The 25,410-nt window shown below is 62.3% G+C and carries 24 protein-coding genes, 1 tRNA gene and 1 pseudogene; 13 read left to right on the top strand and 13 right to left on the bottom strand.

Features of this window, described 5'->3' with window-relative positions; all coding sequences use genetic code 11:
• Positions 1-114: 114 nt before the first annotated feature.
• Genes L286_RS46085 through L286_RS46075 form a run of 3 tightly spaced genes read left to right on the top strand, consistent with a single transcriptional unit; the run spans position 115 to position 6,799 of the window.
• Positions 115-3,444 (top strand): transglutaminase family protein, encoded by a 3,330-nt coding sequence (locus L286_RS46085; protein WP_020818742.1) that lies wholly within the window; start codon positions 115-117, stop codon positions 3,442-3,444.
• Entirely contained in the window at positions 3,441-5,912 is a 2,472-nt protein-coding gene (locus L286_RS46080) for a circularly permuted type 2 ATP-grasp protein (RefSeq protein ID WP_020818743.1), read from the top strand. Before L286_RS46085 ends, L286_RS46080 begins: the two co-directional genes overlap by 4 nt.
• Positions 5,909-6,799, top strand: a complete 891-nt coding sequence (locus L286_RS46075; RefSeq protein ID WP_020818744.1) for a transglutaminase family protein — start codon at positions 5,909-5,911, stop codon at positions 6,797-6,799. Before L286_RS46080 ends, L286_RS46075 begins: the two co-directional genes overlap by 4 nt.
• Before the next feature lie 39 nt (positions 6,800-6,838).
• On the opposite strand, the gene L286_RS46070 is transcribed toward L286_RS46075, so the two are convergent.
• From L286_RS46070 to L286_RS46055, 4 genes are all read right to left on the bottom strand, one after another.
• On the bottom strand, positions 6,839-7,204 hold the full coding sequence (locus L286_RS46070; protein ID WP_013041243.1) for a hypothetical protein: 366 nt from the start codon (positions 7,202-7,204) through the stop codon (positions 6,839-6,841).
• A 202-nt stretch (positions 7,205-7,406) separates the two neighbouring features.
• Positions 7,407-8,237, bottom strand: coding sequence for a sulfite exporter TauE/SafE family protein (locus L286_RS46065; protein WP_007687895.1), 831 nt, complete (start codon positions 8,235-8,237; stop codon positions 7,407-7,409).
• A gap of 389 nt (positions 8,238-8,626) precedes the next feature.
• A complete protein-coding gene (gene ald / locus L286_RS46060) occupies positions 8,627-9,742 on the bottom strand; it encodes an alanine dehydrogenase (protein ID WP_025160818.1) in 1,116 nt (371 codons plus the stop codon).
• A 91-nt stretch (positions 9,743-9,833) separates the two neighbouring features.
• Positions 9,834-10,763, bottom strand: coding sequence for a peptidylprolyl isomerase (locus tag L286_RS46055; protein ID WP_020818746.1), 930 nt, complete (start codon positions 10,761-10,763; stop codon positions 9,834-9,836).
• Positions 10,764-10,815: 52 nt separating this feature from the next.
• Here L286_RS46055 and L286_RS46050 point away from each other — a divergent pair.
• Both L286_RS46050 and L286_RS46045 read left to right on the top strand, forming a co-directional pair.
• A tRNA-Ser gene (locus L286_RS46050) sits at positions 10,816-10,906 on the top strand.
• Positions 10,907-11,083: 177 nt separating this feature from the next.
• Positions 11,084-12,280, top strand: a complete 1,197-nt coding sequence (locus L286_RS46045; protein ID WP_020818747.1) for a tyrosine-type recombinase/integrase — start codon at positions 11,084-11,086, stop codon at positions 12,278-12,280.
• A gap of 14 nt (positions 12,281-12,294) precedes the next feature.
• Here L286_RS46045 and L286_RS48170 read toward each other — a convergent pair whose 3' ends face one another.
• Entirely contained in the window at positions 12,295-13,668 is a 1,374-nt protein-coding gene (locus L286_RS48170) for a site-specific DNA-methyltransferase (RefSeq protein WP_125445829.1), read from the bottom strand.
• 50 nt (positions 13,669-13,718) lie between these two features.
• On the opposite strand from L286_RS48170, the gene L286_RS46030 reads away from it, so the two are divergent.
• The 4 genes and pseudogenes from L286_RS46030 to L286_RS46025 all read left to right on the top strand — a co-directional run bounded on the left by L286_RS46030 (position 13,719) and on the right by L286_RS46025 (position 16,617).
• The gene (locus L286_RS46030; RefSeq protein WP_006473457.1) at positions 13,719-15,074 is read left to right on the top strand and encodes an IS1380-like element IS1247 family transposase; all 1,356 of its coding nucleotides are present in this window, start codon (positions 13,719-13,721) and stop codon (positions 15,072-15,074) included.
• Positions 15,075-15,296: 222 nt separating this feature from the next.
• Positions 15,297-15,533, top strand: a pseudogene (locus tag L286_RS49715) (hypothetical protein); the annotation flags it as partial.
• Between the two features lie 48 nt (positions 15,534-15,581).
• Entirely contained in the window at positions 15,582-16,256 is a 675-nt protein-coding gene (locus tag L286_RS0125080) for a peroxiredoxin-like family protein (RefSeq protein ID WP_020818750.1), read from the top strand.
• Between the two features lie 52 nt (positions 16,257-16,308).
• Positions 16,309-16,617: an SDR family NAD(P)-dependent oxidoreductase gene (locus L286_RS46025; RefSeq protein WP_020818751.1), complete on the top strand. Its 309-nt coding sequence runs from the start codon at positions 16,309-16,311 to the stop codon at positions 16,615-16,617.
• Here the strand turns inward: L286_RS46025 and L286_RS0125075 are convergent.
• Together L286_RS0125075 and L286_RS48165 are read right to left on the bottom strand one after the other, a co-directional pair.
• A complete protein-coding gene (locus tag L286_RS0125075; RefSeq protein WP_152520580.1) occupies positions 16,570-17,076 on the bottom strand; it encodes a hypothetical protein in 507 nt (168 codons plus the stop codon). The two genes, L286_RS46025 and L286_RS0125075, sit on opposite strands and share 48 nt — an antisense overlap.
• Before the next feature lie 321 nt (positions 17,077-17,397).
• A complete protein-coding gene (locus L286_RS48165) occupies positions 17,398-17,640 on the bottom strand; it encodes a helix-turn-helix domain-containing protein (RefSeq protein ID WP_084498570.1) in 243 nt (80 codons plus the stop codon).
• Positions 17,641-17,783: 143 nt separating this feature from the next.
• On the opposite strand from L286_RS48165, the gene L286_RS46020 reads away from it, so the two are divergent.
• Positions 17,784-18,641, top strand: coding sequence for a DUF2628 domain-containing protein (locus L286_RS46020; protein ID WP_020818781.1), 858 nt, complete (start codon positions 17,784-17,786; stop codon positions 18,639-18,641).
• 1,276 nt (positions 18,642-19,917) lie between these two features.
• Positions 19,918-20,187: a hypothetical protein gene (locus L286_RS46015; protein ID WP_021224033.1), complete on the top strand. Its 270-nt coding sequence runs from the start codon at positions 19,918-19,920 to the stop codon at positions 20,185-20,187.
• 136 nt (positions 20,188-20,323) lie between these two features.
• On the opposite strand, the gene L286_RS48160 is transcribed toward L286_RS46015, so the two are convergent.
• Positions 20,324-20,704: a cytochrome c gene (locus L286_RS48160; protein ID WP_084498569.1), complete on the bottom strand. Its 381-nt coding sequence runs from the start codon at positions 20,702-20,704 to the stop codon at positions 20,324-20,326.
• A 310-nt stretch (positions 20,705-21,014) separates the two neighbouring features.
• Here L286_RS48160 and L286_RS46010 point away from each other — a divergent pair, with 310 nt between their 5' ends.
• Entirely contained in the window at positions 21,015-21,254 is a 240-nt protein-coding gene (locus tag L286_RS46010; protein WP_020818001.1) for a hypothetical protein, read from the top strand.
• A 248-nt stretch (positions 21,255-21,502) separates the two neighbouring features.
• Positions 21,503-21,820, top strand: coding sequence for a hypothetical protein (locus L286_RS46005; protein ID WP_020818002.1), 318 nt, complete (start codon positions 21,503-21,505; stop codon positions 21,818-21,820).
• Between the two features lie 58 nt (positions 21,821-21,878).
• Here L286_RS46005 and L286_RS49870 read toward each other — a convergent pair whose 3' ends face one another.
• The 5 genes from L286_RS49870 to L286_RS45985 form a co-directional block, all read right to left on the bottom strand.
• Positions 21,879-22,154: an HGGxSTG domain-containing protein gene (locus L286_RS49870; RefSeq protein WP_084498568.1), complete on the bottom strand. Its 276-nt coding sequence runs from the start codon at positions 22,152-22,154 to the stop codon at positions 21,879-21,881.
• A gap of 167 nt (positions 22,155-22,321) precedes the next feature.
• Positions 22,322-23,650, bottom strand: coding sequence for a DUF3631 domain-containing protein (locus tag L286_RS46000; protein ID WP_235181735.1), 1,329 nt, complete (start codon positions 23,648-23,650; stop codon positions 22,322-22,324).
• Entirely contained in the window at positions 23,647-23,829 is a 183-nt protein-coding gene (locus L286_RS45995) for a helix-turn-helix domain-containing protein (protein ID WP_007687920.1), read from the bottom strand. Before L286_RS45995 ends, L286_RS46000 begins: the two co-directional genes overlap by 4 nt.
• A gap of 67 nt (positions 23,830-23,896) precedes the next feature.
• On the bottom strand, positions 23,897-24,568 hold the full coding sequence (locus L286_RS45990) for a hypothetical protein (protein ID WP_020818004.1): 672 nt from the start codon (positions 24,566-24,568) through the stop codon (positions 23,897-23,899).
• Positions 24,569-25,075: 507 nt separating this feature from the next.
• Positions 25,076-25,360 carry a glyoxalase/bleomycin resistance/dioxygenase family protein gene (locus L286_RS45985; protein ID WP_235181734.1) on the bottom strand — a complete coding sequence of 95 codons (285 nt, stop codon included), beginning with the start codon at positions 25,358-25,360 and terminating at the stop codon, positions 25,076-25,078.
• Between the last annotated feature and the right edge of the window lie 50 nt (positions 25,361-25,410).

Raw genomic sequence — 25,410 nt, 5'->3', positions numbered from 1 at the left:
GAGCGCGCTTCCCCTCCCCTGAAGGGGAGGGGCTTCTATATATAAATTCAGTTTCTTTGCCGCCGAAGCGATTCCATATTGCATTGCAGCAGGGGGTGGCGTTTCATCGCTTTCATGCTGAAGGCCGCGCTCCACCACCTGACATCCTATCGCTACAGCCGGCCGATCCGCCTTGGGCCGCAGGTGATCCGGTTGCGGCCCGCGCCGCATAGCCGCACGAAAATCCCCAACTATGCGTTGAAGATCGAACCGTCCGGGCATTTCCTGAACTGGCAGCAGGACCCGCACGGCAATTGGCTGGCGCGGGTCGTCTTTCCCGATCCGGTCGACCGTTTCTCGGTCGAGGTCGACCTGCTGGCCGATCTCGACATCATCAATCCCTTCGACTTCTTCGTGGAGCCTTATGCGGAGGACTATCCCTTCGCCTATGACGATCAGTTGAAGACCGACCTTGCCGCCTATTTCGACCTGGAGGATCAGGGGCCGCTGTTCGAGGCCCTGGTGGAAAGCCACAGGGGGTATGAGGGGCGGACGATCGATTTCCTGGTCGAGGTGAACCGACAGCTTCAGAACCAGGTCGGCTATGTGATCCGGATGGAGGCCGGGGTGCAGGCGCCGGAGGAGACGCTGGAGATCGGCACCGGGTCGTGCCGGGATTCGGCCTGGCTGCTGGTGCAGTTGCTGCGGCGGCTGGGCTTTGCGGCGCGCTTCGTGTCCGGATACTCGATCCAGCTTGTGGCCGATGTCGAGCCGCTGGAGGGGCCGAAGGGGGTCAGCCAAGACGTGGTCGACCTGCATGCCTGGGCGGAGGCCTATGTGCCGGGCGCGGGTTGGGTGGCGCTGGACGCGACGTCGGGGATGTTCGCCGGAGAGGGGCATATTCCGCTCTGCGCGGCGCCGCATTATCGGTCCGCCGCGCCGATCAGCGGCATGGCCGAACCGGCGGAGGTGGATTTTCACTTCTCCATGGGGGTGAGCCGCATTGCCGAGGCGGTGCGGATCACCAAGCCCTTCACCGATGCGCGCTGGGATGCGGTGATGGCCCTGGGCGCGCAGGTGGATGCCGATTTGCAGGCGCAGGACGTGCGGCTGACGACCGGGGGCGAGCCGACCTTCGTGGCGGAGAATGGCGGCGATGCGGGCGAGTGGAACGGCGATGCCGTGGGGCCGACCAAGGCGGGTTATGCCGACCGGCTGATCCGGGGCTTGCGGGAGGCTTTCGCGCCGGGCGGGATGCTGCATCATGGGCAGGGCAAATGGTATCCGGGCGAGAGCCTGCCGCGTTGGGCCTATGCGGTCTATTGGCGGCAGGACGGAGTGCCGATCTGGCGGGATGCCGGGCTGATCGCGGATGAGGTCGCGCCGGAGGGCGCGCGGGCGGTGACGGCGGAGGATGCGCAGGCCTTCATCGCGCATATGGCGGGGGCGATGGGCTTTTCCGCCGATCATATCCAGCCGGTTTTCGAAGACCCGGCGGTATGGGCGGTCAAGGAGGCGGACCTGCCGGTCAACACCTCTCCCGACGATCCCAAGATTGCCGATCCGGAGGCGCGGGCGCGGATGGTGCGGGCGTTCGAGCGGGGGCTGGACCAGCCGGTGGGCTATGTGCTGCCGGTGCAGCGGTGGCAGGCTCAGGCCGCGACGCCGCGCTGGCAGAGCGAGATTTGGCAATTGCGGCGCGGGCGGCTGTTCGCGGTGCCGGGGGATTCGGCCCTGGGCTATCGCCTGCCCCTGGGGTCTTTGCCGCATGTGCCGGAGGCGGCCTTTCCCTATATCCATCCCCGCGACCCCAGCGAGCCGCGAGGGTCCTTGCCGGATTTCCGGGCGACGGTGGACGAGGTGCGGGCGCAGCCGGTGCAGCGGGTTCCCGACGCGCCGGGCGGGGCCGTGGCGCAGGAGCGGGTCGAGCAGTTCCATATCGAGGGGGCGGTGCGCACCGCCGTGACGGTGGAGCCGAGGGGGCATTTCCTGTCCGTCTTCCTGCCGCCGGTGGAGGCGCTGGAGGATTATCTGGAACTGGTCGCCGAGGTCGAGGGCGCGGCGGAGGCGATGCGGATTCCGGTGCGGATCGAGGGCTATGCGCCGCCGCCCGATCCGCGCCTGCAGGTGCTGAAGGCCACGCCCGATCCCGGCGTGATCGAGGTGAATATCCAGCCTTCGTCAAGCTGGGACGAGACGGTGGAGATCACCGAGCGGCTCTATGCGCTGGCGCGGACCTGCGACCTCACCGCCGACAAGTTCATGGTCGACGGACGGTCGGTCGGGACCGGGGGCGGCAATCATATCGTGCTGGGCGGGCCGAGCCTGAACGATTCGCCCTTCATCCGGCGACCCGACCTGCTGAAGAGTTTTGTGCTCTATTGGCAGCGGCATCCTTCGCTGTCCTATCTGTTTTCGGGGCTGTGCATCGGGCCGACCAGCCAGGCGCCGCGCATCGACGAGGCGCGGCATGACGGGCTGTATGAACTGGAGATCGCGCTGGCGCAGGTTCCCGCGCCGGGCGAAGGGGATGCGCCGCCGCCCTGGCTGGTGGACCGGCTGTTCCGCAACCTGCTGGTCGACGTGACGGGCAACACCCATCGCACCGAGATCTGCATCGACAAGATGTTCTCCCCCGACGGGCCGACCGGGCGGCTGGGTCTGCTGGAGTTTCGGGGATTCGAAATGCCGCCGGAACCCAGGATGAGCCTTGTCCAGCAATTGCTGCTGCGGGCGCTGACGGCCTGGTTCTGGCGGCAGCCGCAGCAGGGCGGTCTGGTGCGCTGGGGGACGGCGCTGCACGACCGCTTCATGCTGCCGCATTTCGTCTGGGCGGATTTCCTGGAGGTGCTGGGCGACCTGCGCGGGGCGGGTTACGCGTTCGATCCCCACTGGTTCGAGGCGCAGCGGCAGTTCCGTTTTCCGGTGCATGGCGCGGTGGATGCGGGCGGCGTGGGGCTGGAGATTGCCCATGCGCTGGAGCCGTGGAACGTGCTGGGCGAGACCGGGGCCATTGGCGGGACCGTGCGCTATGTCGACAGTTCGACCGAGCGTTTGCAGGTGCGGGCGACAGGGCTGGTCGCCGGGCGGCATGTGATCGCCTGCAACGGGCGGCGCGTGCCGATGACGCCGACCGCCGTGCCGGGCGAGGCGGTGGGCGGCGTGCGGTACAAGGCATGGGCGCCCGCCGCCTGCCTGCACCCTGCCCTGCCGGTCAACGCGCCGCTGACCTTCGACGTGCTGGATAGCTGGAGCGGGCGGTCGCTGGGCGGCTGCGTCTATCATGTCGCGCATCCGGGCGGGCGCAATTACGATACGCTGCCGATCAACGCCTATGAGGCGGAGGCGCGGCGCAAGGCGCGGTTCCAGGACCATGGCCACACGCCGGGGCCGGTCGACATGCCGCCCGCCGAGGCTCCGAGCGAATTTCCGATGACGCTGGACCTGCGTTTCCGGCATCCATGACCGTGGCGAGCGCCCCTGTCATGGAAGCCGCCGGTTGGGCCGACGCCTATCTGGCGCGGGCGCCGGAGGGCGACCTGTTCGCCGGGGCGAGCGCGGAGATGGCCGGGCACTGGCGGGCGATGCTGGACCGGCTGTCGGCGCAGGCGCAGGGCGATCCGGCGGTGCTGGCCGGCAATGTCGAGCGGCAGGCGGTCGATCTGGGCCTCGCCTTCCGGCTGACCGGGGACCAGCAGGAAAGGCCCTGGCCGCTCAGCCCCGTTCCGCTGCTGATCGGGGCGCGGGAATGGACGCATATCGAGCAGGGGCTGGCCCAGCGGGCGCAGTTGCTGGAGCGGGTCATCAGCGACATCTACAGCACGCAATCGCTGGTGCGCGACGGGAAGCTGCCCGCCAGCGTGATCACCGGCAGTCCGCATCATTGGCGCGTGATGACCGGCGCGCCGCCGCCGCACGGGCATTTCGTCCATTTCTACGCCGCCGACCTGGCGCGGGGGCCTGACGGGGAATGGCGCGTGCTGGCCGACCGGGTGCGGACGCCCGTGGGCGTCGGCTATGCGCTGGAGAACCGGCTGGCCCTGTCGCGGGCGACCGGGGACCTGCTGGGCGCGCTCAATGTGCGGCGGCTGGCCCCGTTCCTGAGCGATTTGCGGCGCGGGCTGGCGGCGGATTGCGAGCGGAGCGATCCGCGCATCGGGCTGCTGTCGCCGGGCCGCTTCAACCAGAGCTATGCCGAGCAGGCGCATCTGGCGCGCTATCTGGGCCTGTTGCTGGTCGAGGGCGACGACCTGATCGTGTCGGACGGGCAATTGTTCGTGCGGACGATCCAGGGGCTGAAGCGGGTCGATGGCCTCTGGCGCTGGATGGACAGCCGTTTCCTCGATCCGCTGGCGTTCGACGCGGAATCGCGCATCGGCGTGCCCGACCTGTTCGACGCCTGCGTCAAGGGCGGGCTGATGCTGGCCAACTGGCCGGGCGTGGGCGTGATCGAATCGCGGGCGATGGCGGCCTTCCTGCCGGGGCTGGCGCGGGAGGTGCTGGGCGCGGACCTCATCCTGCCCAATATCGCGACATGGTGGTGCGGGCAGGCGGCCGAGCGGGCGCATGTGGCCGACGCGATGGACGAGTTGGTGGTGGGGTCCGCCTTCGACCGGGACGTGGCGGGATTGACGGGGACGCGGTTCCTGCCCGGATCGGGGCTGGACGCGAAGCAGCGGGCGGCGTTGCTGGAGGCGATGGCGCGGCGGCCGATGGACTATGTCGGGCAGGAAGTGGTGCGGCTGTCGACCACGCCCGCCATTGTGAACGGCAAGCTGACCCCCCTGCCCTTCACCCTGCGGGTCTTCGTGGCGCGGGACGATCTGGGCCAGTGGCGGATCATGCCGGGCGCCTTTGCGCGGCTGGCGGCGCATGGCGACATTCGCGCCGCGCTGATGGGCGAAGGCGACCTGTCGGCGGACATGTGCGTGCTGGACGCCAGGCCGGTGCCGCGGGACGGGCTGATGGCGGCCGCCCCGGCGATCCGGCGGGTGGGCGGCATGCTGCCCGCCAAGGCGGCGGACAATCTCTACTGGCTGGGCCGCTATATCGAGCGCATGGAGATGACGGCGCGGGTGATCCGGGCGATTGTCGGCGGGTCCATCGAGGCCGATCTGGGTCCGGCGGTCGGGTCGCCCACCATGGACCGGCTGATGGGGCAGTTGGCGCTGTGGGGCGCGATTCCGGGGACTGCCGGTGCCGTCGGGCCGCTCTGCGCGCAGGCGCTGGGCGACGGCGCGCAGCCCGGCAGCGTGCGCGCCCTGCTGGCGGCGGTGGCGGGCATCGGCGAAGGGCTGCGCGACCGGCTGGCGGTGGATTATTGGCGGCTGGTGCGGTTGCCCCTGCCCGATTTCGACGGGGGGGTGACGGAGACGCTGCTGGAAGCGTCCTCCCGCATGATCGAGCGGATTTCGGCGCTTTCGGGACTGGCGGCGGAGAATATGGGGCGGACCGAGGGGTGGCGCTTCCACGACATGGGGCGGCGGATGGAACGGGCGATCAACGGTTGCCGCCTCGCCATGCTGTTCGCGGGCGACGGGGCTTCGGCCGACGACCTGACCGTGCTGCTGGACCTCAACGACAGCCAGATCAGCTATCGCAACCGCTATCTGGCCGGGCCGGCACTGGCGCCGGTGCGCGACCTGGTGGCGCTGGAGCCGCATAATCCGCGCTCCATCCTCTACCAGGCGCAAAGGCTGGCGGAGCATGTCGCCGCGCTGCCGACGCTGCATGGCGACGGCATGCCGGAGGAGCCGCAAAGGCTGGCGGCGATGCTGGCGGCGCGGCTGGCGCCGATGACCGGAGACATGCTGGGCATGGCCGATCTGGCGGATGCGGAAAGCCGCTTGCTCGGCCTGTCGGACGCCATCGGGCAGCGTTATTTCCTGCAACGGCGCAAGGAGAGGAGCGAGGGCGGCAGCCTGCTGTCATGATCTACCGCATCCGGCACCAGACCATCGTGCATTATGATGCGCCGGTGCAGTTGGCGCGCCTGAACCTGCGGCTGCGGCCCGCGCCGTGGCCGGGGCAGTGGACGTCGGACTATCATCTGGCGGTCGATCCCGCGCCCGCCTCCATCGAATCGCGGCCGGGGGCGTGGCCGGTCAATGTGGCGCGGCTGGAGATCGACAGCCCGCTTTGCCGGATCAGCATCGACAGCAGCTTTCGCGCCGGGGTGCAGGGCGGGCCGGCGGCGGAAGCGCGGGAAGACGATCCCACCGTGGGCGCGGTGGCGGCGGCGGCGCTGGCGGCGCGGGACATGGGACCGGCGGGACCGGCGCATTATCTCCATGCCTCGCCGCGCGTGCCGCTGGTGGCGGAGATCGGCGCCTGGGCGGCGGACCTGATGGCCTCCGGGCGGCCGGTGGTCGAGGCGGCGCTGGAACTGGCGCGGCGGATCAAGGGCGAATTCGCCTATGTGAGCGGGGCGACCGACGCGGCGACGCCGGTGGCGGAGGCCTTTGCGGCGCGCCATGGGGTGTGCCAGGACTTCGCCCATGTGATGGTGGCGGCCCTGCGCTGGTTCGGGCTGCCCGCCGCCTATGTCAGCGGCTATCTGCGCACCGATCCGCCGCCGGGCATGGCGCGGCTGGTGGGCGCGGACGCGATGCATGCCTGGGCGATGCTGTGGTGCGGCCCGGCGCGGGGCTGGATCGGCTTCGATCCGACCAATGGGGTGATTGCCGGCGAGGGGCATCTGTTCGTCGCCATGGGACGCGATTATGCCGATGTCGCGCCGATGGACGGGCTGTTCGTCGGCGGCGCGGGGCAGAGCGTGCAGGTGATGGTGGATGTCATGCCGGAGGATGAGGCGGGGTGACGCGGGCCTTGCGGCCGCCCCATCCTCCGCCCTGCATCGTCAGCGGCCGGAGCCGTGGACGCGCACCTGTCCGCCGCGATAGCCCTTTTCCCGCATTTCCTTCGCATAGTCGCGGCGGGCGTCCGCCAGTTCCGTGCGATATTCATCCCAGGCGTCGCGCTCATCCTCCGCATCGGTGGCGTGGCGCAGGTCGTGGGCCAGTTCCTTGCGGGCTTCGGCCACATCGGTGCGATAGTTGAACCAATATTTGTTCTGCACGCCCGCGATCGGCGCGGGCAGGGTCATGTCGTCCTCCATGGCGGCGAGCCTTTCCTCATAGCTCATCGCGCCATGGGGCATGGCCGTTGCGGAAAGCGGCGCCATTGCGATCATGGCAAGGGCGCCGGCGATGGTCGAGCGTTTCATGTCTCTTCTCCTCTTCCTCGTCCCGATGCCGGGTTCAACGTGCGAGGAGCGGGATTTTGCGCATGAACGGTTGTGCAGAATGGACGAAACGCATCCCCGCGGCGACCGGCGGAAAGGACGGATCGAACAGAAATCCATTGAAATCAGTATGTTATGGAAAAATCCCGCCCATGGCCCGTGCAGGGGCCATGGGCCGGGGAATTCACATCTTCATGGCGTTGCGGAACATGACGAAGGCGATGATCACCAGATAGACGCCAAAGATCTTCTTGAGCGGGGCGGCGGGCATGGCGTGCGCGACGGCGACGCCCAGCGGCGCGGTGAGCACGGACATGGAGGCGATGGCCAGCGTCGCGGGAATGTTGACATAGCCCAGCGAACCCCAGGGCAGGCCGCCTTCCTTGAGCCCGATCAGCGCGAAGCCGATGGCGCTGGGAATGGCGATGAGCGTGCCGATGCCCGACGCGGTGGCGATGGCGCGGTGGATCGAACGGCCGCACAGCGTCATCACCATGATGGCGATGGTGCCGCCGCCGATGCCCAGCAGCGCGGAGAAGGTGCCGAGGCCCCCGGCGATGCCGACGCGGGCGATGCCGGACGGCATGGTGTCGCTGATCACCTTGCCGCCGACCTTGGGCAGCAGGAAGTTGAGCGACATCAGGAACACGCCGACCGCGAAGATCATGGTCAATATGTGCCCGTCGACCCGGCCGGCCAGCAGCACGCCGACGCCGTCGCCCAGGATGATCCACGGCGCCCAGGTCTTGAGTATCTCGAATTCCACCGCGCCGCGCTTGGCATGGGCGAGCAGCGAGCGGATCGACGTGACGATGATCGTCGCCGCCGACGTGCCGATGGCGACATGGGCGATGGCCTCATGCGTGCCGCCCAGCAGCGGCAGAACCACGAACAGCGCGGGCACCACCACGAAGCCGCCGCCGATCCCGAAAATCCCCGCCGCGAAACCGGCGAACAGGCCCGCCCCCAGCATCGCGACCAGCGGCACCAGCCAGGTCGTCAGGTCACCATGCATCAGCGCTGCTCCCCTGTCGGTGCCGTGCGGGCGGCGTTATGGAGGAATATGCCCCGATGGATCAAGGCGGCGGAAGCTGTGCAATCGACCATTTTGGAAACCCATGCCTCTCTGCGGCGGAATATAACGGGCGGGGACGATCAACTGCCCCGCTTCTTCCCAAGACGAACGAAGTCGGGGAACCCGCAAAGGGGGGTGCAATATTGTGGGAGGCGATGGGGGCGGTTGGGGTGGTTTCCCGCCATTCCCCGATTCGTCACCCCGGGCCTGACCCGGGGTCCCGCTTTCTTTCCGAGTGCACGCCCAGCCCAAGGCAGCGGGACCCCGGATCAAGTCCGGGGTGACGGTAAATGATGTCCGCAACTGGCCATAAGACGCCGGCCCGGCCGTTATCCGATCGCCTGTTCCGCAGGGATATGGGGCAGGTTCAGCGCCTCCGCCACGGCGCGATAGGCGATCTGCCCGTTCCACACGTTCAGCCCGTCCAGCAGATGCGGGTCCGCCCGCAGCGCTTCCTTCCACCCCAGGTCGGCGATCCGCAGCGCGTGGGGCAGGGTCACGTTGTTGAGCGCATAGGTGCTGGTCCGCGCCACGGCGCCGGGCATGTTGGCGACGCAATAATGGACGATGCCCTCCACGATATAGGTCGGGTCGTCATGGGTGGTGGGGTGGCTGGTTTCGAAACAGCCGCCCTGGTCGATCGCCACGTCGACCAGCACCGCGCCCTTCTTCATGGTCTTGAGCATATCCGCCGTCACCAGCTTGGGCGCGGCGGCGCCGGGGATCAGCACCGCGCCGATCACCAGGTCCGCCTCCGCCACGCATTCGGCCAGGTTGGCGCGGTTGGAAAAGCGCGTCTTCGCCCGCGCCTCGAAATGGATGCCCAGCCGCTCCAGCACTTCCGGGCTGCGGTCCAGGATGGTGACGTCCGCGCCCAGGCCCGCCGCCATCTGCGCCGCGTTGAAGCCGACCACGCCGCCGCCGATCACCGCCACCTTCGCCGGCAGGACGCCGGGCACCCCGCCCAGCAGCACGCCGCGCCCGCCATTGGCCTTTTCCAGAGCGGTGGCGCCCGCCTGGATCGCCATGCGCCCGGCGACCTGGCTCATCGGCTTGAGCAGCGGCAGGCCGCCATGGGCGTCCGTCACCGTCTCATAGGCGATGCAGACCGCGCCCGACGCCATCAGATCCCGCGTCTGGTCCGGATCGGGGGCGAGGTGCAGATAGGTGTAGAGGATCTGGCCGGGGCGCAGCAGGGCGCGTTCCTCCGGCTGGGGTTCCTTGACCTTCACGATCATCTCCGCCGCGGCGAAGACGGCGGCGGGGTCTTCGACGATCTCCGCCCCGGCGCGGGCGTAGAGGCCGTCATGCGCGCCGATCCCCTCCCCCGCGCCGCTTTCCACCAGCACGCGATGGCCGTGGGCGGTCAGCTCATGCACGCTCTCCGGCGTCAGGCCGACGCGATATTCGTGATTCTTGATCTCCCTGACGGTGCCTACGATCATGACCATCTTCTCCATCATTGCCGGCGGGGGTGTAATGTCCGTTAGATAGGCATCGTTCCGGCATTTTGCCCGTGTCGGCGAAACGGCGCGCTCAGGGCGCCTGCCGGACCGGCACCGGCGCGTTGCAGAGGTCGACGCCGCCGGCGGGCCGTTCGTAGAAATCGTCCTTCCTGTTGGCCCGCAGGCGAAGATAATCGGCGAAGCTCCGCGATCCCACGTCCATCGCCTGGTAACGCGGCCGCTGCGCCTCCGGCAGGTCGCTGGCGAGGCGGACGGAAAGGATGGGCAGGCGCCTTTCCCCCGCCGCGTAGAAGCCCAGGTCGCCCGATCCGCGCGGCAGGCTGGCGAGCAGGCCGATGCCCTCTATCACCCGGCCGACCACCGCGATGTTGCGGTCGAGCTGGCGCGGGGCCTGGCCGATCACGGCGTAGAGTTCCGCTCCGGTCCCCGCGTCCGGGGACAGGTTCCGCGCCACGCCGACCATGGCGTAGCAATGGGGCAGCCAGGCCGACGTCTCGTCCATCGCCACCGGCCAGCCGTCGATGAAGCCGGTGCGCGGGGCATAGGCGTCCGGATAGGGCAAGGGCACGGGGGCGCCCTTGAGCGTGGCGAGCGGGCGGACATAGTCGGGCACGATGTTCGCGGCGATGCCGGGGGGCAGGGCCTTCTTCTCCGTCGCGTCGCCCCATTGGGCGACATAATTGTCCTGCACGCGGTAGACGCTTTCCCCGTCCCACCAGCCCGCCCGGGCGAGCGCGCGGATATTGGCGACATGGGCAGGCGCGAAATCGGGCGCGAGCTGGATGATGACCCGCTTGCCGCCCTCGACCGTCATGACCAGCAGCGCGTCGGGCGCGATCGGCCGCCAAGCGCCTGCGGGGGCCTGCGCGACGATGGCGGAGGGGGTGGCGGGCGCATCGGCGGCAAGCGCCGGGGAAGAGAGGAAAAGCGCGGCCGTGAAAGCGAGGGAGCGGATTGGCATGGCGCGATCAAGCATGGGATGGAAAGGAAAGTAAAGCATCCCCTTGCCTAGCGCGCCGACGCACGATAGGGAGCCGCCTCCAGTGCAATGCGGAGCGGTGGCCGAGTGGTCGAAGGCGCTCGCCTGGAAAGTGAGTATACGTCAAAAGCGTATCGAGGGTTCGAATCCCTCCCGCTCCGCCATTTACCCATTCGCCAGCGTTCACAGTCAACCGCAAAAAGGCGCGGATTTCTGCGGAAAATAAGGTTTTCTCAGGCCGCTGATGTTCGTTGAAGTTCACCTCCAATCGCGATAAAACGTGGTGGAAAGTGTGGTGGATTTCAGGGGGTGTGGTGGAACGCGCCTCGGCGAGGTGAGGCATGGGGAAATTGACGGCCAATGAGGTGAAGGCTTTTCTGAACAAGCCCGGCACCTATCAGGATGGTGACGGCCTGTTCCTGAAAGTGGACAGGCGCGGCGGTGCGTCTTGGCTCGTTCGCATCCAGCATCAAGGAAAACGGCGCGATTACACCATCGGCACCGCCAAACTGGTGACTTTGGCCAACGCCCGCATCGAGGCCGTGAAGCTGCGTGAGGCAGTCCGAATCAAAGGCCTCGATCCGGTGGCTGACAAGCGCAAGGCCAAGGCCGCGACCGTCACCTTCAAAGAGGCCGCCGATGCCTATCTGGAAGCGCATAAGTATCAATGGGCTAACGAGAAGCATGGGGACCAGTGGCTTAGCACACTGAAAACCTATGCTTTCCCTGCCCTTGGTTCCAAGCCGGTAGGCAGCATCACCGCTGGCGAGATCATTGCGGCCATCTCCGAAGTGTGGACGAAAACCCCGGAAACCGGGCGGCGAGTGAAGCAGCGGATTTGCACCGTGTTGGATTATGCCCATGCTCGTGGCTGGCGAGCCACCGAAGCCCCGCACAAGGCTCTGGCGGCTGGCAAGGGCCTGCCCAAGCAATCAGGCGGCAAACATCATCCCTCCATGCCCTATGCCGATGTCCCTGCCTTCCTCACTCGCCTTCGTGTCACTGGCGGAGTGTGGGGACGCCTTGCACTGGAGTTCGCCGTGCTGACCGCCGCACGCTCGCAGGAAGTGCGGCTGGCGACATGGGATGAATTCGATCTTGATAACGCTTTATGGACGGTGCCCGCCGATCACATGAAGATGCGGCGTGAGCATGTCGTGCCGCTGTCGCCCGAAGCCGTGTCTGTGCTGCGAAGCGCCATGGTTGTCCGGCGCGAAGGAACTGATGTTGTATTCCCCGGCATGAACGGTGGCGTCATGTCCGATATGACCCTGTTAAAGGTGTTGCGGCGGATGGAAGAACCAGTGACCGTTCACGGCTTCCGGTCATCATTCCGCACATGGGTCGCCGAACAGACCAACTTCCCCGGTGAAGTGGCGGAAGCCGCACTGGCCCACCAGAACCCCAACGAGGTTGAACGCGCCTATCAGCGGGGCGGTATGCTCGACAAGCGCCGGAAGCTGATGGAAGCATGGGGTGCGCATTGTGCCACGGATCGTAAACCAGCAGTGGTTTTACAGTTGATGAGGCAAGCTTGAAGGCAGGCATTGTGCTACATCAATGCCAATGAACCTTGGCCCGTCGCGAACTTCGTGCTGACCTTCGTAGGCGTATGGAATGTCATCCCCCGCTCCAAAACGTCGGTCGCGCTCAGCAGTTGAAGCCGCTTGTATGGGATGCCCATATATTCATATTCGCCCGCATCTTCGGCTTCTTGTCGCATGGCTTTCGTAGGTTCGTTGAGACAAAGGAAACCAGCAATCGGACACTTTTCGCGTTCCATGACACCCCGTAAGTCGCGAACGTCGGTGGGCTTTAACTTGCCACCCTTCACCGAAAGAATAATCTGTTCCAATTTCATATTTGTTTGGAAGTATAGGCGACCGTCAATGCCGCGATCCGCAACCTTCTTCTGCATCGGAAATCCACCAACACGTTCAACAAACCATTGTTGAAATTGATAAGGGTTTCTATCAAAGAGATGCCGAGCCTGTTCGACGCTAATTGGAACACCATCTACTTCGAAATGAATTCCTTGGACCAAGCGATGGCGCTCAGCGAGTTGCGTTGTGACCATTTGTATTGGTAAAATAGCAATGTCGCATCCAATCCACCTTCTTTCGTTCTTTACGGCAGAATAGATCGTCGTTCCGCAACCGCAGAATGGATCGAACACTACGTCGCCGGGGTTGCTGGATGCCTGAATGATCCGGTCAAGCAACGGCACGGGTTTTTGCGTGGGGTAGCCGAGGCGTTCATTTGCTTGCGATGAAACTGGTCCGATGTCCGTCACAATGTCTTGAACAGGCACCCCAGGATTCTCATCGGCATATCTCTTTTGTTGTGGAACACTTCCTCGCGGGGGCCAATACACAAGGCCAGCCTTATCAAGCAAATCCAGCTTTTCCTGAGTTGATAGCCCGGCGAAATCATGGTCTGGATATGCACGTTGAAGCGACTTAATTGGAACCGCCCAATGTCTGCCAGAAGCGGTGGGATCAACATTGCGCCATGGCTTTCCAGAATCTCCCGTACGAACGCCCGCCCCTGTCAAAGTGACTAGTCTATAACGACCCTTACCATCACTAAAGCGGTAGAAATCGTCAAGGTATGACTTTTCATATTCTTGAAAAACCCGGTTCCAAGTGTATTTCGATGATTTAGTGTAAAATAATATGACATCGTGGACCGGACCCCACCGCTTTGATCCCCCATGTGATCCAGTACGCTTCCAAATGATTTCATTCCGAAAATTGTCATGCCCGAAAATCGCGTCCATCATAACTTTGATATAATGGCTCGCTGTCGGGTCGCAGTGAAGATAAATCGAACCGGTCCGTTTCAAAATGCTTTTCATGAAGAGCATTCGCTGCACCATATAACCCACATTTCCCAAGTAAGGCGCTGATTTCGCTGTCCTGACCATTATATTTCCTATATAAAACATGGTGTTGAAGGCTGCGAGGGGCGCGTTTCATGGATCACCCAGAGGGTGCGGGCTTGCAACGGGCAGATCGGGTGGATTTCGACCCTCGCGTGCGGCTGGAATTTCGCGGCACGCAGCTCAGTTCCGACGGCGGCCTTCTGGTGATGCGCGAGCTTGATGACGCGCTCGGGTTGTCCGATTTGGCGTCAGCGGCGCTGCGCGATACTCGCTCTGGCAAGAACACGGTCCATCGGCTCGACGGCCTGTTCCGGCAATCAGTCTTTGGGCGGCTGGCCGGATACGAGGATGTCAACGACGCCAACCGTCTCGCCTGCGATCCGGTCATGCGCCAAGTTGTCGGCGGCAGAGCGGTCGATGCACAAGCGGCCTCGGCATCGCAGATGGGACGGTTCGAGACCGAGACGCTGGCTCTGGCCGGGAACCGTGCCGCGCTGGCCGACCTGAACGGGCAATGGATCGACCGGTTCCATGACCGTAACGGGCTGAAGTACATCGTTCTGGACATGGACAGCTCGGTCAGCCCGACCCATGGCGACCAGGAAGGGTCCGCCTGGAATGGCCATTTCGACTGTAGCTGCTATCACCCCAACTTTCTGTTCAACCAGTTCGGGATGCTGGAACGCTGCGCCCTGCGCCATGGCAACGTCCACAGCGCCGATGGCTGGCGTGATGTTCTCGACCCCGTCATTGCGCGCTACGCGGAGCGCGACCTTGGTGGCAGGTTCTTCCGGGCCGATGCTGCCTACGCGATCCCGGCGATCTATGAGCGATTGGAAGAAGCGCGGTTCTTCTACGCCATCCGGCTGCCCGCAAACGCGGTCCTCAAGGACAAGATCGCGCATCGGCTAACGCGCCCTGTCGGGCGGCCGTCACTGACCAAGGTCAAGCGGTTCTTCGAGGAATTCGAGTATCAGGCGGCGTCCTGGGACAAGGAACGCCGGGTGATCGCCAAGATCGAATGGCATCCGGGCGAACTGTTCCCGCGTGTCGGCTTCATCGTCACCAACCTGCCGATGGAGCCGGACTGGGTGGTGCGGTTCTACAACCAGCGCGGCACCGCCGAGCAGCACATCAAAGAGGGCAAATACGCCTTTCGCTGGACGCGGCTGTCGTGCCGGAAGTTCCGCGACAATGAGGTGCGGCTGCAACTGCACGCCCTGGCGTACAACCTGGCCACCTTCTTGCGCTGCATCGAGCTGCCCGAGGCCATGGCCGACTGGTCGTTGACCAGCCTGCAACTGAAGCTGATCAAGATCGGGGCACGTGTGGTCCGTCACGCCCGCACCATCACCTTCCAGCTGGCCGAGGTCGCTGTCACCGGCACGATGGTACGCGCCATCCTCGCCGCTATCCGCCGATTGCGAGCGCCACCGCTATGCGCATGATCGCGATCCACGCTCAAACTGAACGAAAGCGGCTGGACAGATCTGTCCGCTGCGCTGAAAAACGCCGCCCCTGGGCAAGGAAACAGCGGCTTCGCGGTCTGATCCGTCCAGATCCAGCAGTCTGCGCGACCGCAGGTGCCGCTTGCGGCAGAAAATCCTTGTCTAGCGCTCGGATACAGGCGATCTTCACCTCAAACGACACGCCACTTGGGGAATGCAGGTCTCAACACCTTCGAATTTCGCGGCGCCGGTGCGGTGCAGGGACTCCTGTCGGCGCTTACCATCATCGCGGAGCTATACCGGACCGGCAAACGGCGCTTGCCTGATCGCGTGCCGCTGCGCTTTGTGCCCTCCGCATGGCGGCCGTTCGTCCTGCGGGACGGCATCGTCGATCGCGCCGCCTATGAACTATGCGCCTTGTCCCAGCTACGGGAGCGGTTGCGAGCGGGAGACATATGGGATAGAGGCATCTGTCTCTCACGCCTTCAGGATCAAAGGAGACATGACATGACACTTCAAGCCAAGCTCGACGCCTTTAAGACCGATTTTGAAGCGGGCAAGCCGCCATACAATGTTCCGCGGGCCGTCATCGAAACGATGCACCGCGCAACCGCCGAACTGATCGCCAGTGGCGCCGCCACCCGCGCGCTCAAGGCCGGCGACAAGGCGCCATCGTTCACGCTGAACGATCCGGACGGCAATCCCGTCTCGTCAGAGGACCTCCTCGCCAAGGGGCCGCTTGTTGTGAGCTTCTATCGCGGGGTGTGGTGCCCTTATTGCAATATGGAGCTACAGGCGCTCCAGGCGGCGCTCCCCGAGTTCGAGAAGCTTGGCGCCAAACTCATCGCGATCTCGCCCCAGACCGCGGTGAACAGTCGCAAGTCGGTGCGTCAGAATGAACTGGGCTTTCCGATCCTGTCCGACGCCCGAAACGACGTCGCGGCCGCCTTCGGCCTGCGCTTCGAGCTGCCCGCCTATCTGGTCGACCTCTACAAAAGCCTGAAGAACGATTTGCCTGCGTTCAACGGTGATCCGAGCTGGACACTGCCGATGCCCGGCCGTTTCGTCATCGCCCAGGACGGTACGATCCTCTACGCCGAGGTGAACCCGGACTATACCCGCCGCCCCGAGCCCGAGGACATGCTTCCGGCGCTCCGTCGCGCCGCGAGCGTCGCTGCCTGAACATTGACCCCGGCCGCGATTGCGGCCGGGGCCTCTCTTGACGGGGTGCCCGATGTCTCGAACCTTCCTCATCACCGGCGCCAGCAAGGGCATCGGCCTGGCGCTCGCGCGTCGGCTGACATGCGACGGCCATCAGGTCGTCGGCCTTGCACGCAATGCTACGCCAGACTTTCCCGGCGTGCTTCTTTCCGTCGACCTCGCCGACATGCAGGCGACCGATGACGCCCTGAAGGATCTTACCGCTCGCTTTCGCTTCGACGGCGTGATCAACAATGTCGGCCTTGTCCGACCGCAACGGCTCGGCACGGTCGAGCTACCCGCGCTGGAGGAGGTCATGCGGGTCAATCTGCATATAAATTAGATAGGCGAGTAGTTCGCGATTGGTTTTTCTAAGTGCATCAACCCAAAGCGTCCAAAACTGCACAGCATCAGGGTCAATGCCCTGTTGGATCATGAGCGTAGGTATCTCGCGTGCAATTCTTTCCTTTTCGGCGTCGAATTCCCACGTATCGGCGAACGCATGAACCTGTTCTGGCACTGGTTTACCGGTCAGATTGCGATACATTAAGTTATAATTGGTGTCGGACTTGAACGGTGGATCAAGGTAAATCAGATCAACGCTTTCAAGACCAAGTTTGTTCTGCATTATGTCGAGATTGTCGCCGTAGTAGAGCCGGTTTGGCAAGTTGCTTGCGCCGCCGCCCGCGCCGTCCAACAATCCAGCCATATGTCCCCCGATTTTAGTCGTATCTTCGCATAAGGCATGGGCCATACCGACAAGAGACGTCGGACCCGTGGCGCATTCCTTGCGCCCGCTCATAACTTGACCGCCCCACATTCGGCAATGGGCAGGTGTAGCTAGTTTATTGAATCTGATCGAACAGGCGATTCGGACCTCCGCCGACCAAACCCTGTCCGCCAACGAGCCGCCCTCAGGCATCGTATTATGAGCGCGGCTGATTGACAAATGTCACATTCTTGTCTGCGAGCAGAATATAGCCAGATTACTGTTTGCCTCTAACATGATGAACATTATCGCCGCGATCACAGGATGGACAACGTGTCAGTGGCTCAACAAATAACCGCTGCTTTAACCTTGATCGTGCGGCCCTCAATCGGCGGCGAACTAAGGTTCCCTCGACTAAGGTCGGGTGGCCGCCGAAATGCGATATTTCGAAAACAATTCCGCAGGCTGTACGTCCAATGCACGAGCCAAGGCCAGCATTGTCTTGATGGTAATGTTACGTTCGCCGCGTTCGATCCCGCCTATATGATTGCGGTGCAGTTCGGTTAGCCCGGACAAATCTTCTTGGGTCAGGCCACGCGCCTTCCTGAACTGCCGGACAGCCTCACCTAACGGGACAAGATCGGGATCGACTTCCACGCAAATGTGGTTGGCGACCTCCCTTCATCATCACCACATCGTATAAGTGTGAATCCCGCTTTTACGATGCATTTTACCATAATCACACCTATGAGTGTTTTCCTTGCGTCTGCTCCGCAGGCGCCGCCATGAAAGGGGGAGATATGCGATCATTCAACGTGTTCTCAAACGATGACGGCGATTACACGGCCGTCAAGCAAGGCTGGTGCTGGCCAGCATTCTTCTTCGGATCGATATGGGCGTTGTTCAGCGGGCTATGGCTTGCGGCCTTTCTGCTGCTGCCCATAGACCTCGTTTTCAGCATCACCGGGAACAATACCAACGGGTATGTCGATCCCTATGACCGTTACGACGAGCCGACCCGGCTTGTGGTGCTGGCTGTGTCCTCCGTCCTACTCACAATCCGGATACTGTTTGGACTGTTCGGTAATGCGCTACGAACGCGGAAGCTGCGCAGGCTCGGCTTTTCCCATGTCGGCCACGTGAAGGCGGACGGGAAGGCGCACGCCATTTCTTTGTGCAAGGCCGCGCCTTCTGATTCGGGCAGCCAGCGGGCAGAGCCAATGGCCGCAAGAGCACCATCTGTATCGTCGCCCGCGATCACGCCACATGTCGAGCCGGAAAGGCCTGTCGGCCTTGGGGAACCAAGAAGAGAGAAGATAACCCAGCAGGGATTCCCGCCCCATTGGCTGGGCTGGTCGATTGCGGCTCTCAGCATTCTGGCCGTGGCTGATATGCCCTACGGCTATTACCAACTGCTCCGCCTGCTGGTGACAGGATATATGGGCTATCTCGCTGCCCTGTATTTCATCCGCAAGCCGAGTTCGTGGGCGTGGGCGTTCGCCTTCATCGCCCTGTTATATAATCCCGTTTTCGTCATCACCATGAGTAAAGAGTTTCATGCGTTGGTGAACCTGATCGCTGCTGCTGCCATCGCATGGGAGATCAAGAAGCTGCGCGGGGCGTTCCTCATCTCCCGCCCCATCAAAGCCCCGCATTGAACCGCCTTCGGCGTGTTCCAGCCGTCCGCACAACCCACGCGCCGCAGGCGCGGTGGGGCAGGAGTGGAAGAGGCTGGGCACGCCGTGCGCCAGAATGGGAACCAGAGGCGGAAATCTCTCAACCACCTACCCCTACATTATTATTGAAGGGATAAGGAGATGGCGGTTTATTTCTTCGGCTGGCCGTCCGCTCTCCGCTCCCGGCTTTGCCCTATCGGCCCCTCCGCTTCGCTGCGGGCCGATGAGCAGCCTTCGCTCCCGAGCGGCCCCCCAGCCGAAGGGAAAGGAGAGCGGAAATACTTCCTGCATCGAAGGCGTGGACGCAGCCGCACCGGCAGCAAACGACCATATGCAGACATTGTGAGCCGCGCAGCGAGCAGCCATAATCGGTCGTCATGAGCGCATCAATTTTCCCTTTGGCTTTTGCCGTTCTGTTTGCTGTTCTTCTCGTCCGGGGCTTGGCGACGGGTATTATGCCTTCATACGGCCTTTCTCCAACCCGGCGTAAGGAGCCATTATTGTTCTGGATGCATACCGGACGGTTAGTCGCACTGACGCTTATGGCTGGGTATGCGGCATTCGCTATATGGGGCGCAGGTATGTGACGGGCAGCAATCGACCATTTGTGGACAGCGACAAACAATCATGCACAGCCTTTATGCGGACGTTTTTCATCCTTGGCATCGCTCTGGCTCTAACCGCGTGCGACGCATGGCCCACTGTTGTTGATAATCGTGCCCAAGGGCCGATCTCGGTCCGATATCTGCATCAGGACTATAATTACTGGTCTGCACCGTTTCCCATCAAAGCTGGATTCGCGATGTCTTTTGCAAGAGCGCATTGGATACAGGAAATCCGTGGGCTTCGGATCAAGGATGGGGGACGCGATTATGGATGGTCGGTAGCGGGAATAGCTCGTCTCGCTTCGGCATGTCCCAGCAGCGAATTTTCAAGGAGGTTTTCAGGCGCTGGTAACTGCTATCTGGTTTACCTTGGAGGGGGGCGCTTGAAGGCGACGGCAGATCTCCCAATCGGATTGCAATACGAGCAGATCGGAAACGGCAGCTAACTGCCCAAGGCTGCTCAGAACCCGACAGTCCCCTTCCCACCCGCCATCGTCGTTGCCACCCCCCGAACCACGCTGCGCCGCCGATAACCTGCTGGTCCGGTTCGAGATTGGAAAGCCGCCCAGCGGCAGGCGACCAGAAATTGTCGTCTAGGAATGCTTTGCAGGTTCCTGATTGCAGACGTTCGTTCCGCAGGGCAACATGCCGCGATGATGATAACACCCGCCGTCATAGCACAACTGCCGCTGGCAGATATTGGTAGTGTCGTATTCTACAAGCGGGACGAGATTACGACTGACCTGATCTGCTGCGATGTCGAAGTGGCTGGTCGTGTTTCGTCATTCAATGAGGAAGCCAAAGGCTGGGATGATCTGATTGCGCATCTGTCGGCGCTGCCAGGCTTTCGTGCTGATTGGTATGAAGCCGTCGCTAGTCCGGCTTTTACGGCAAGCGAAACCGTCGCGTTCGATAGGCGCTGAACGACCAACCATGGTCAATTCAGTCGTATTCGGCGCAATCCGGAAGCGGTCGCTCAGCGGGGTCGGATTTGGTCAACGACCGGCGCCAACAACGATCCGTCAGCTGCGGTCCAACGTAACATAGGTTGGGGAGCGGTCATTTAGCTTTTGATATCATCAAACTCATATACTCATTCAGATCGCGAAAATCCTTAACCGTCCATGCAAAAGACGGCAAACGCACACCGTTTTCTCGCAAGGTTCGCGGAATTAAATCGCCATTAGGTTGAAGTATTACGGATGATACGATGACGCCCGGGTAATCATGCAGACGCTTCTTGAAATGGGGTGTTCTAAAATCAGTTGCGGGAGGATTGGTTTTTTTGGCCAAAATTCCCGTCCCTCTAAGATCTCTGCCGTGGCATATCGCGCAGCGGCTCAAAAAAATTCGCTCTCCATTGCCGATGCCTGCAAAAGCTACCGATGGCATACAAAACATCATCGCCACAAAAGCGATGAAACATTCCCTAGTTTTCATAGTGTTTTGCCCTCGATACGCCGATCCGCTTTTGAGAGCATCCTATCGGTTCATTCAACGGCCGCAACGTTGGCGTATCCGGGAAAGCCGCTTCGTAAAGAATTTAGCCAGAAGCTGCCATTCCGCTATCCACCCGCCATCGCCGTTCCCACCCCGCGAATCACTCCAAGCGGTCGATAACCTGCTGGTCCGATTCAGGATTCGAAAACTGCCCAGCGGCAGACGACCAAAGTCAGCCATTGGATGGCTGTGGTGTCATCACCACAAGCAGACATTGCTTCTATCCCATTCAGGATGCAGTTTGCATCACATGAGTGAGAACATCTATGGGCCGATCATCACCGGAAGCGTCACTGTGTTGTTCATTTGGCTGTTCATCACGGGCTTCAGAAACGGCAAAATGGAATGGCCGTATCTTGGGATCACATTGTCTGGCCAACGGATGGACGAACCATTCAGATTTTGGGCGGTGGCGTCACTGATTGCACTTTTGATAGTGCTGCTGCTGCTCGGAACAGTCGGCCAGATAGTATGGCCGCACGGGATTTGAATCTGCTTTCGGAATTTTTCGATCTAAAGCTGACCGTCTCCAATCCACCCCTTCCGGTCGTTCGCGGCGTAGCCGCGCATAGGGAAATTTTTCATCGCAACGTCTGGCGGCAGGGGCGTCACCATGTGGCACCCCCAATATATAGATACCCCCCGGTGTCCGGGAATATAAAATACGGGGTGCCCCCCATTATACGGGCCTCCGGCCTGTTTGGATGATATTGTCCGGCTCAATGGAGGGCTTACCTCATGGCTACCACCCGCATGACTTTCGGTGCCATTCTTGGCACCATCACCGACACCGCCGGTATGGTCAGCAAGACCGTCACCACCGTTAGCGGCGGCATCGACATGGCCAGCCGCTTCGTGGAATCTGCTGCCACCGATCAGCGCGACCGTCATGCGATCCATCGCAAGACCTTCCGCGACACGCTGCTCCGAGAAGCCCGTATCGACGTGGCTCGTTCAAACCGAGAGGTTCTGGACTTCTGCGCCGACTCCGAGGCCAATGCCACGCTCTACGCTCAGGCTATCGAATATCTTCCCGATAGTATTTTCGGGGAGTGAAGTGCCGGACCCAGCCCTTGGGGGCGGGTTCGGTATGAACGTCCGATAGGCAGACTGGCTACCAGTCAGTTCGCGGCAGCTTCCGGCTATTGCTGGAATTTGTCAGCAGCCGGAGCATCCGGTTAGCCGCCCTTACCAACTTCAATTCAGCTTCCGTTTGTGCCGAGCGATCGCCATGCTTCCATGCGTTGCGATTTCCCTTCGGCGCACCGCAGCTATTCCCACCATGCATCCTGCATCGCCGTTTTCCCCTGACGGCCGGGGACCGACATTCGGCCCCTGACCGTGTTCTGGCACCACAACGAGAGGCATTGGCCAGATTGGCCGGTTGCATGGGGTTGTCCGTGAGAATGTCCAACTTCTTGGCTCCCGCCCCGCTTCGGGGCCATTTGGGGAGTGGCCGAGTCAACTTCCCGACCACTCTCCGGGATTTGCCGCCACTGACGACACATGGGCAACTTGGCCGAATACCAATGGTTTTCAGGCCTCATCGTCCGTGGCTCAGCCGCTTTTGCCGCCACACGCCACAGGCATGTTATACTCCGACACAGTGCCATCCCCGGTTTCATTGGCGTTGGCAGGATCGGTGTCGGATGTTGCGCTTGTTGTGCGTGCTAGTGACGCAGGCAGGTAGCGCTTCCATGCATCATGAAATGCTTCGCGCTTATAGCCCTTGGGCGTCTGACCATTGGGCATACGGATCGTGGACGACCGGATGCCATATTCACGCAGCATCTCGGCCAGTTTGCGGGCGTCGATCTTCCTGCCACGCAGATCGCCCCAAGGCGCTTCGTCGTCGTCCAGCAACCTGTCCAGCAGATCGACGGTGGTGATCCGATCAGCATTGCCGAAGCAGGCATGAATATCCGCCAACAGTTGAGCGCCCAAAGAAGGACGCTCGCTGGCTTTCGCTGACAGCACGGCATCCGTAGCAGCCATCCTCACCGCTTCGGGCCATGTACCACCTGCCAGATCGGCCACCGCGAACAGCGGTCCCCACACATCGGCATTCCGGTCGGTAATACAGTCCGGCATGGCCGGTTGTGCCATTTCCGCCAGACCGGCGATGCTGGCCGCCCATTCGGCCAGTTCGATCCGCAGGGCTTCTGCTTGAAGCTCATGAATACGGGGCTGGAAAGGTTCGGCCTTTTCGCCAGCCGCCCGCTTCCGCATTCGGACAATGATCGACCGGCTCATGATAGTGTCGGGCAGGTTGCCAAGGCCACCCATTGCGACCGCCGCATATGTAGCCAGTTCAACGGGCTGCACCTTGCCGCGTTCCGTATTGCAGCGGCCCACCACGGCACCACGGCGATAGCCTGCATTGACCATCCCCCGTAGGTCTTCGTTGCCCCTAGCGGCAGGGCCAAAGATCGTGTCGATTTCATCATACAGGATCGTTGGCCGGTTCGCTTGATCGGAGACCTTCCACAGAATGTACGCCGCAGACGAGTTTACCGACAGCAGCGGGTTTGGAACCAGCATGGCTGTAATCTCTAACACCCGCGACTTTCCGCTTCCTGGCTCCGGCGACAGCACCGCAAGGCGGGGCGTCGAAAACCATGCCTCCATCAGATGTGTGTGAGCGATCCACAGGACATGTGAGGTGCTTGCATGGTCCGAGGGGTAGCAGATGAAACGGCGTGTAAATGCGTGAATGCGGTTCAGCAGTCCCGCAGCATCGACGCTCGCCGCATCTGCCTGCATCTCATCTGGCGTCATCGGCTGGTCCGGGTTAGACAGTGATGCCGGGTTCGCAGCTTTGGCATCTTCCGGGCCGGTTGCTGTTGACGCAGCACCGGCCCATTCATTGTGGCTGGCATCGCTCATGCGGCACCGCCAGTCAGGCGCTCGATCAGCGCCCGAATGCTGGCCACCTTGACCAGCCGCCTCGTGCCGATTTGCATGGACAGGATTTCGCCCTTGGCGATCATGTCATACAGTTTGGTTCGTCCGACCCCCAACATCCTTGCGGCATCGGAGACGGAACACAGATAGGGTTCATTCATAGACTTGGTTCCCAGCCCATCAGCTAACACTTTCATGCGTCCGCTTTCCGTGGGCAGGGGCGGTTGACTACGAATCCGGGAGCGTGTCGGCTGGTAAGGGCCGGAAACTGGTTTTCAGCGCTTTCATTATCGCGCTGGCCCGTTTGCGGATTTCACTGTCGGCAGGCGCATCGCCACCGGCCTGAATGAACCAGTCATGGATGATTTCCTCAATCCGCGCCTGCGCCCCTCGCTCTGAAGGCAGCCCGTCTGGTGTATTGGCTATGGCCGTGACATGGATCAGCGCACCTTCCCAATCCCATGTTGGCGGGCGACCGCCCTTATTCTTTGACTCGACAAAGCTGGGGCGATGATTGTCGAGATGCCTGATCAGCCTCTGGCGAACATCATCAAACCGTTCGCCAGCCACTTTGAGCATGGCAGGATGCAGTGGAACGCCACGCCCCTGCTCCACCACGCCTTGCAGGTCGGAAAGGTAAGCGTTCATTGCCATATCAATCATCGTGAAACTGGCCGGTGCCGTCGATATGCCTGAGACTCGAGACACAGCATCGGCAAGCAACTGGCTGGCGCTGCTCTCGGCAGCCCGCACCATGTCATTGACCATAAACTCTGGGACGAACTCACGATAATCCCCACCCGCATGTATGTGGAGCATCTGCCGTTTGAAGGCGCTCAACGCCTTTGCCGCGAGTGCGTCTAGGTGGAGCTTGATCTTGTCAGCCGCAGTTGTGTCCATGCGGCGCAGTTGGCTATCGTATCGGAATATGTCGAATCCTTTTGATGTGGCAGTGTCTCACACATTCCGGTCGTGTCCAGTATCGAGGGCATCAGACACCGCCCGCAAGACTGCCCGCCCGCTACAGCGCTATTTGGGAAGCGCGCGAGCGGGCAGCCTCGCTACCGTCACGAATCTCCGCAGCCGGTAAAATGAAGGGACACTTTGAGAATGTGTGGGGGAAAATGTGGGGGATGAATTTTGAGATCATAAAATATTCCCATATATCAACTACATATGAAATGAGTTAGACTCCCTCCCGCCCATTTACCCATCCGTCAGCTTTCATAGTCAACCGCCGAAATGCGCGGTTTTCTGCGGAAAATAAGGCTTCCTCAGGCCGCCGATGTTCGTTGAAGTTCGCCATAATGTCCGCGATGTCGGCGCTCTCAGCCGAGCGAATTTCGGGATTTGCCACATGCGCTTCACTCCTCAAGTCGGGTGGTACCATCCCTCTTCCCGCCCTGCTCAGTCCTCGTCCTGCCACCTGCGCAGATCGGTCTGGTCATGGTAGGCCATGCGGTCCGGCGTGGTGATGAACTCCATCGTCGTGCCCCACGGCATGCGGCAATAGCAGACCTTGTTTCCGGAACCTCTTTCGGTGGCATAGGGGATAGCGCGCGGCGCGGTGAGGGGCGTGCCTCCAGCCTTCTCGAAGCGCTCGACCGATGCGATGTCGTCGGTGTAGAGCGCGAAGTGCGTGATGCCGAAATCGCTCGCCCGGATCGGCTGGGCTTGCTGGGGACCGTGCATTTCGAAGAGCTCGATATGCGCTCTATGCGCCGATCGCCAAATCGCTTGGG

Source organism: Sphingobium sp. HDIP04 (assembly GCF_000445085.1).
GTDB lineage: Bacteria > Pseudomonadota > Alphaproteobacteria > Sphingomonadales > Sphingomonadaceae > Sphingobium > Sphingobium indicum.
This window is presented reverse-complemented; position numbering and strand designations above follow the sequence as displayed.

Bases quoted from the DNA above. Each gene is read 5' to 3' on its own strand.
- L286_RS45985 (WP_235181734.1), bottom strand. From the start codon at position 25,360: ATGCACGGTCCCCAGCAAGCCCAGCCGATCCGGGCGAGCGATTTCGGC.
- L286_RS48160 (WP_084498569.1), bottom strand. From the start codon at position 20,704: ATGAAAACTAGGGAATGTTTCATCGCTTTTGTGGCGATGATGTTTTGT.
- L286_RS49870 (WP_084498568.1), bottom strand. From the start codon at position 22,154: ATGCAACCGGCCAATCTGGCCAATGCCTCTCGTTGTGGTGCCAGAACA.
- L286_RS46085 (WP_020818742.1), top strand. From the start codon at position 115: ATGCTGAAGGCCGCGCTCCACCACCTGACATCCTATCGCTACAGCCGG.
- L286_RS0125080 (WP_020818750.1), top strand. From the start codon at position 15,582: ATGACACTTCAAGCCAAGCTCGACGCCTTTAAGACCGATTTTGAAGCG.
- L286_RS46005 (WP_020818002.1), top strand. From the start codon at position 21,503: ATGGCTACCACCCGCATGACTTTCGGTGCCATTCTTGGCACCATCACC.
- L286_RS46010 (WP_020818001.1), top strand. From the start codon at position 21,015: ATGAGTGAGAACATCTATGGGCCGATCATCACCGGAAGCGTCACTGTG.
- L286_RS46015 (WP_021224033.1), top strand. From the start codon at position 19,918: ATGATGATAACACCCGCCGTCATAGCACAACTGCCGCTGGCAGATATT.
- L286_RS46045 (WP_020818747.1), top strand. From the start codon at position 11,084: ATGGGGAAATTGACGGCCAATGAGGTGAAGGCTTTTCTGAACAAGCCC.
- L286_RS48170 (WP_125445829.1), bottom strand. From the start codon at position 13,668: ATGGTCAGGACAGCGAAATCAGCGCCTTACTTGGGAAATGTGGGTTAT.
- L286_RS46055 (WP_020818746.1), bottom strand. From the start codon at position 10,763: ATGCTTTACTTTCCTTTCCATCCCATGCTTGATCGCGCCATGCCAATC.
- L286_RS45990 (WP_020818004.1), bottom strand. From the start codon at position 24,568: ATGGACACAACTGCGGCTGACAAGATCAAGCTCCACCTAGACGCACTC.
- L286_RS46020 (WP_020818781.1), top strand. From the start codon at position 17,784: ATGCGATCATTCAACGTGTTCTCAAACGATGACGGCGATTACACGGCC.
- L286_RS0125075 (WP_152520580.1), bottom strand. From the start codon at position 17,076: ATGAGCGGGCGCAAGGAATGCGCCACGGGTCCGACGTCTCTTGTCGGT.
- L286_RS46080 (WP_020818743.1), top strand. From the start codon at position 3,441: ATGACCGTGGCGAGCGCCCCTGTCATGGAAGCCGCCGGTTGGGCCGAC.
- ald (WP_025160818.1), bottom strand. From the start codon at position 9,742: ATGATCGTAGGCACCGTCAGGGAGATCAAGAATCACGAATATCGCGTC.
- L286_RS46030 (WP_006473457.1), top strand. From the start codon at position 13,719: ATGGATCACCCAGAGGGTGCGGGCTTGCAACGGGCAGATCGGGTGGAT.
- L286_RS46070 (WP_013041243.1), bottom strand. From the start codon at position 7,204: ATGAAACGCTCGACCATCGCCGGCGCCCTTGCCATGATCGCAATGGCG.
- L286_RS46000 (WP_235181735.1), bottom strand. From the start codon at position 23,650: ATGAGCGATGCCAGCCACAATGAATGGGCCGGTGCTGCGTCAACAGCA.
- L286_RS46025 (WP_020818751.1), top strand. From the start codon at position 16,309: ATGTCTCGAACCTTCCTCATCACCGGCGCCAGCAAGGGCATCGGCCTG.
- L286_RS46065 (WP_007687895.1), bottom strand. From the start codon at position 8,237: ATGCATGGTGACCTGACGACCTGGCTGGTGCCGCTGGTCGCGATGCTG.
- L286_RS45995 (WP_007687920.1), bottom strand. From the start codon at position 23,829: ATGAATGAACCCTATCTGTGTTCCGTCTCCGATGCCGCAAGGATGTTG.
- L286_RS46075 (WP_020818744.1), top strand. From the start codon at position 5,909: ATGATCTACCGCATCCGGCACCAGACCATCGTGCATTATGATGCGCCG.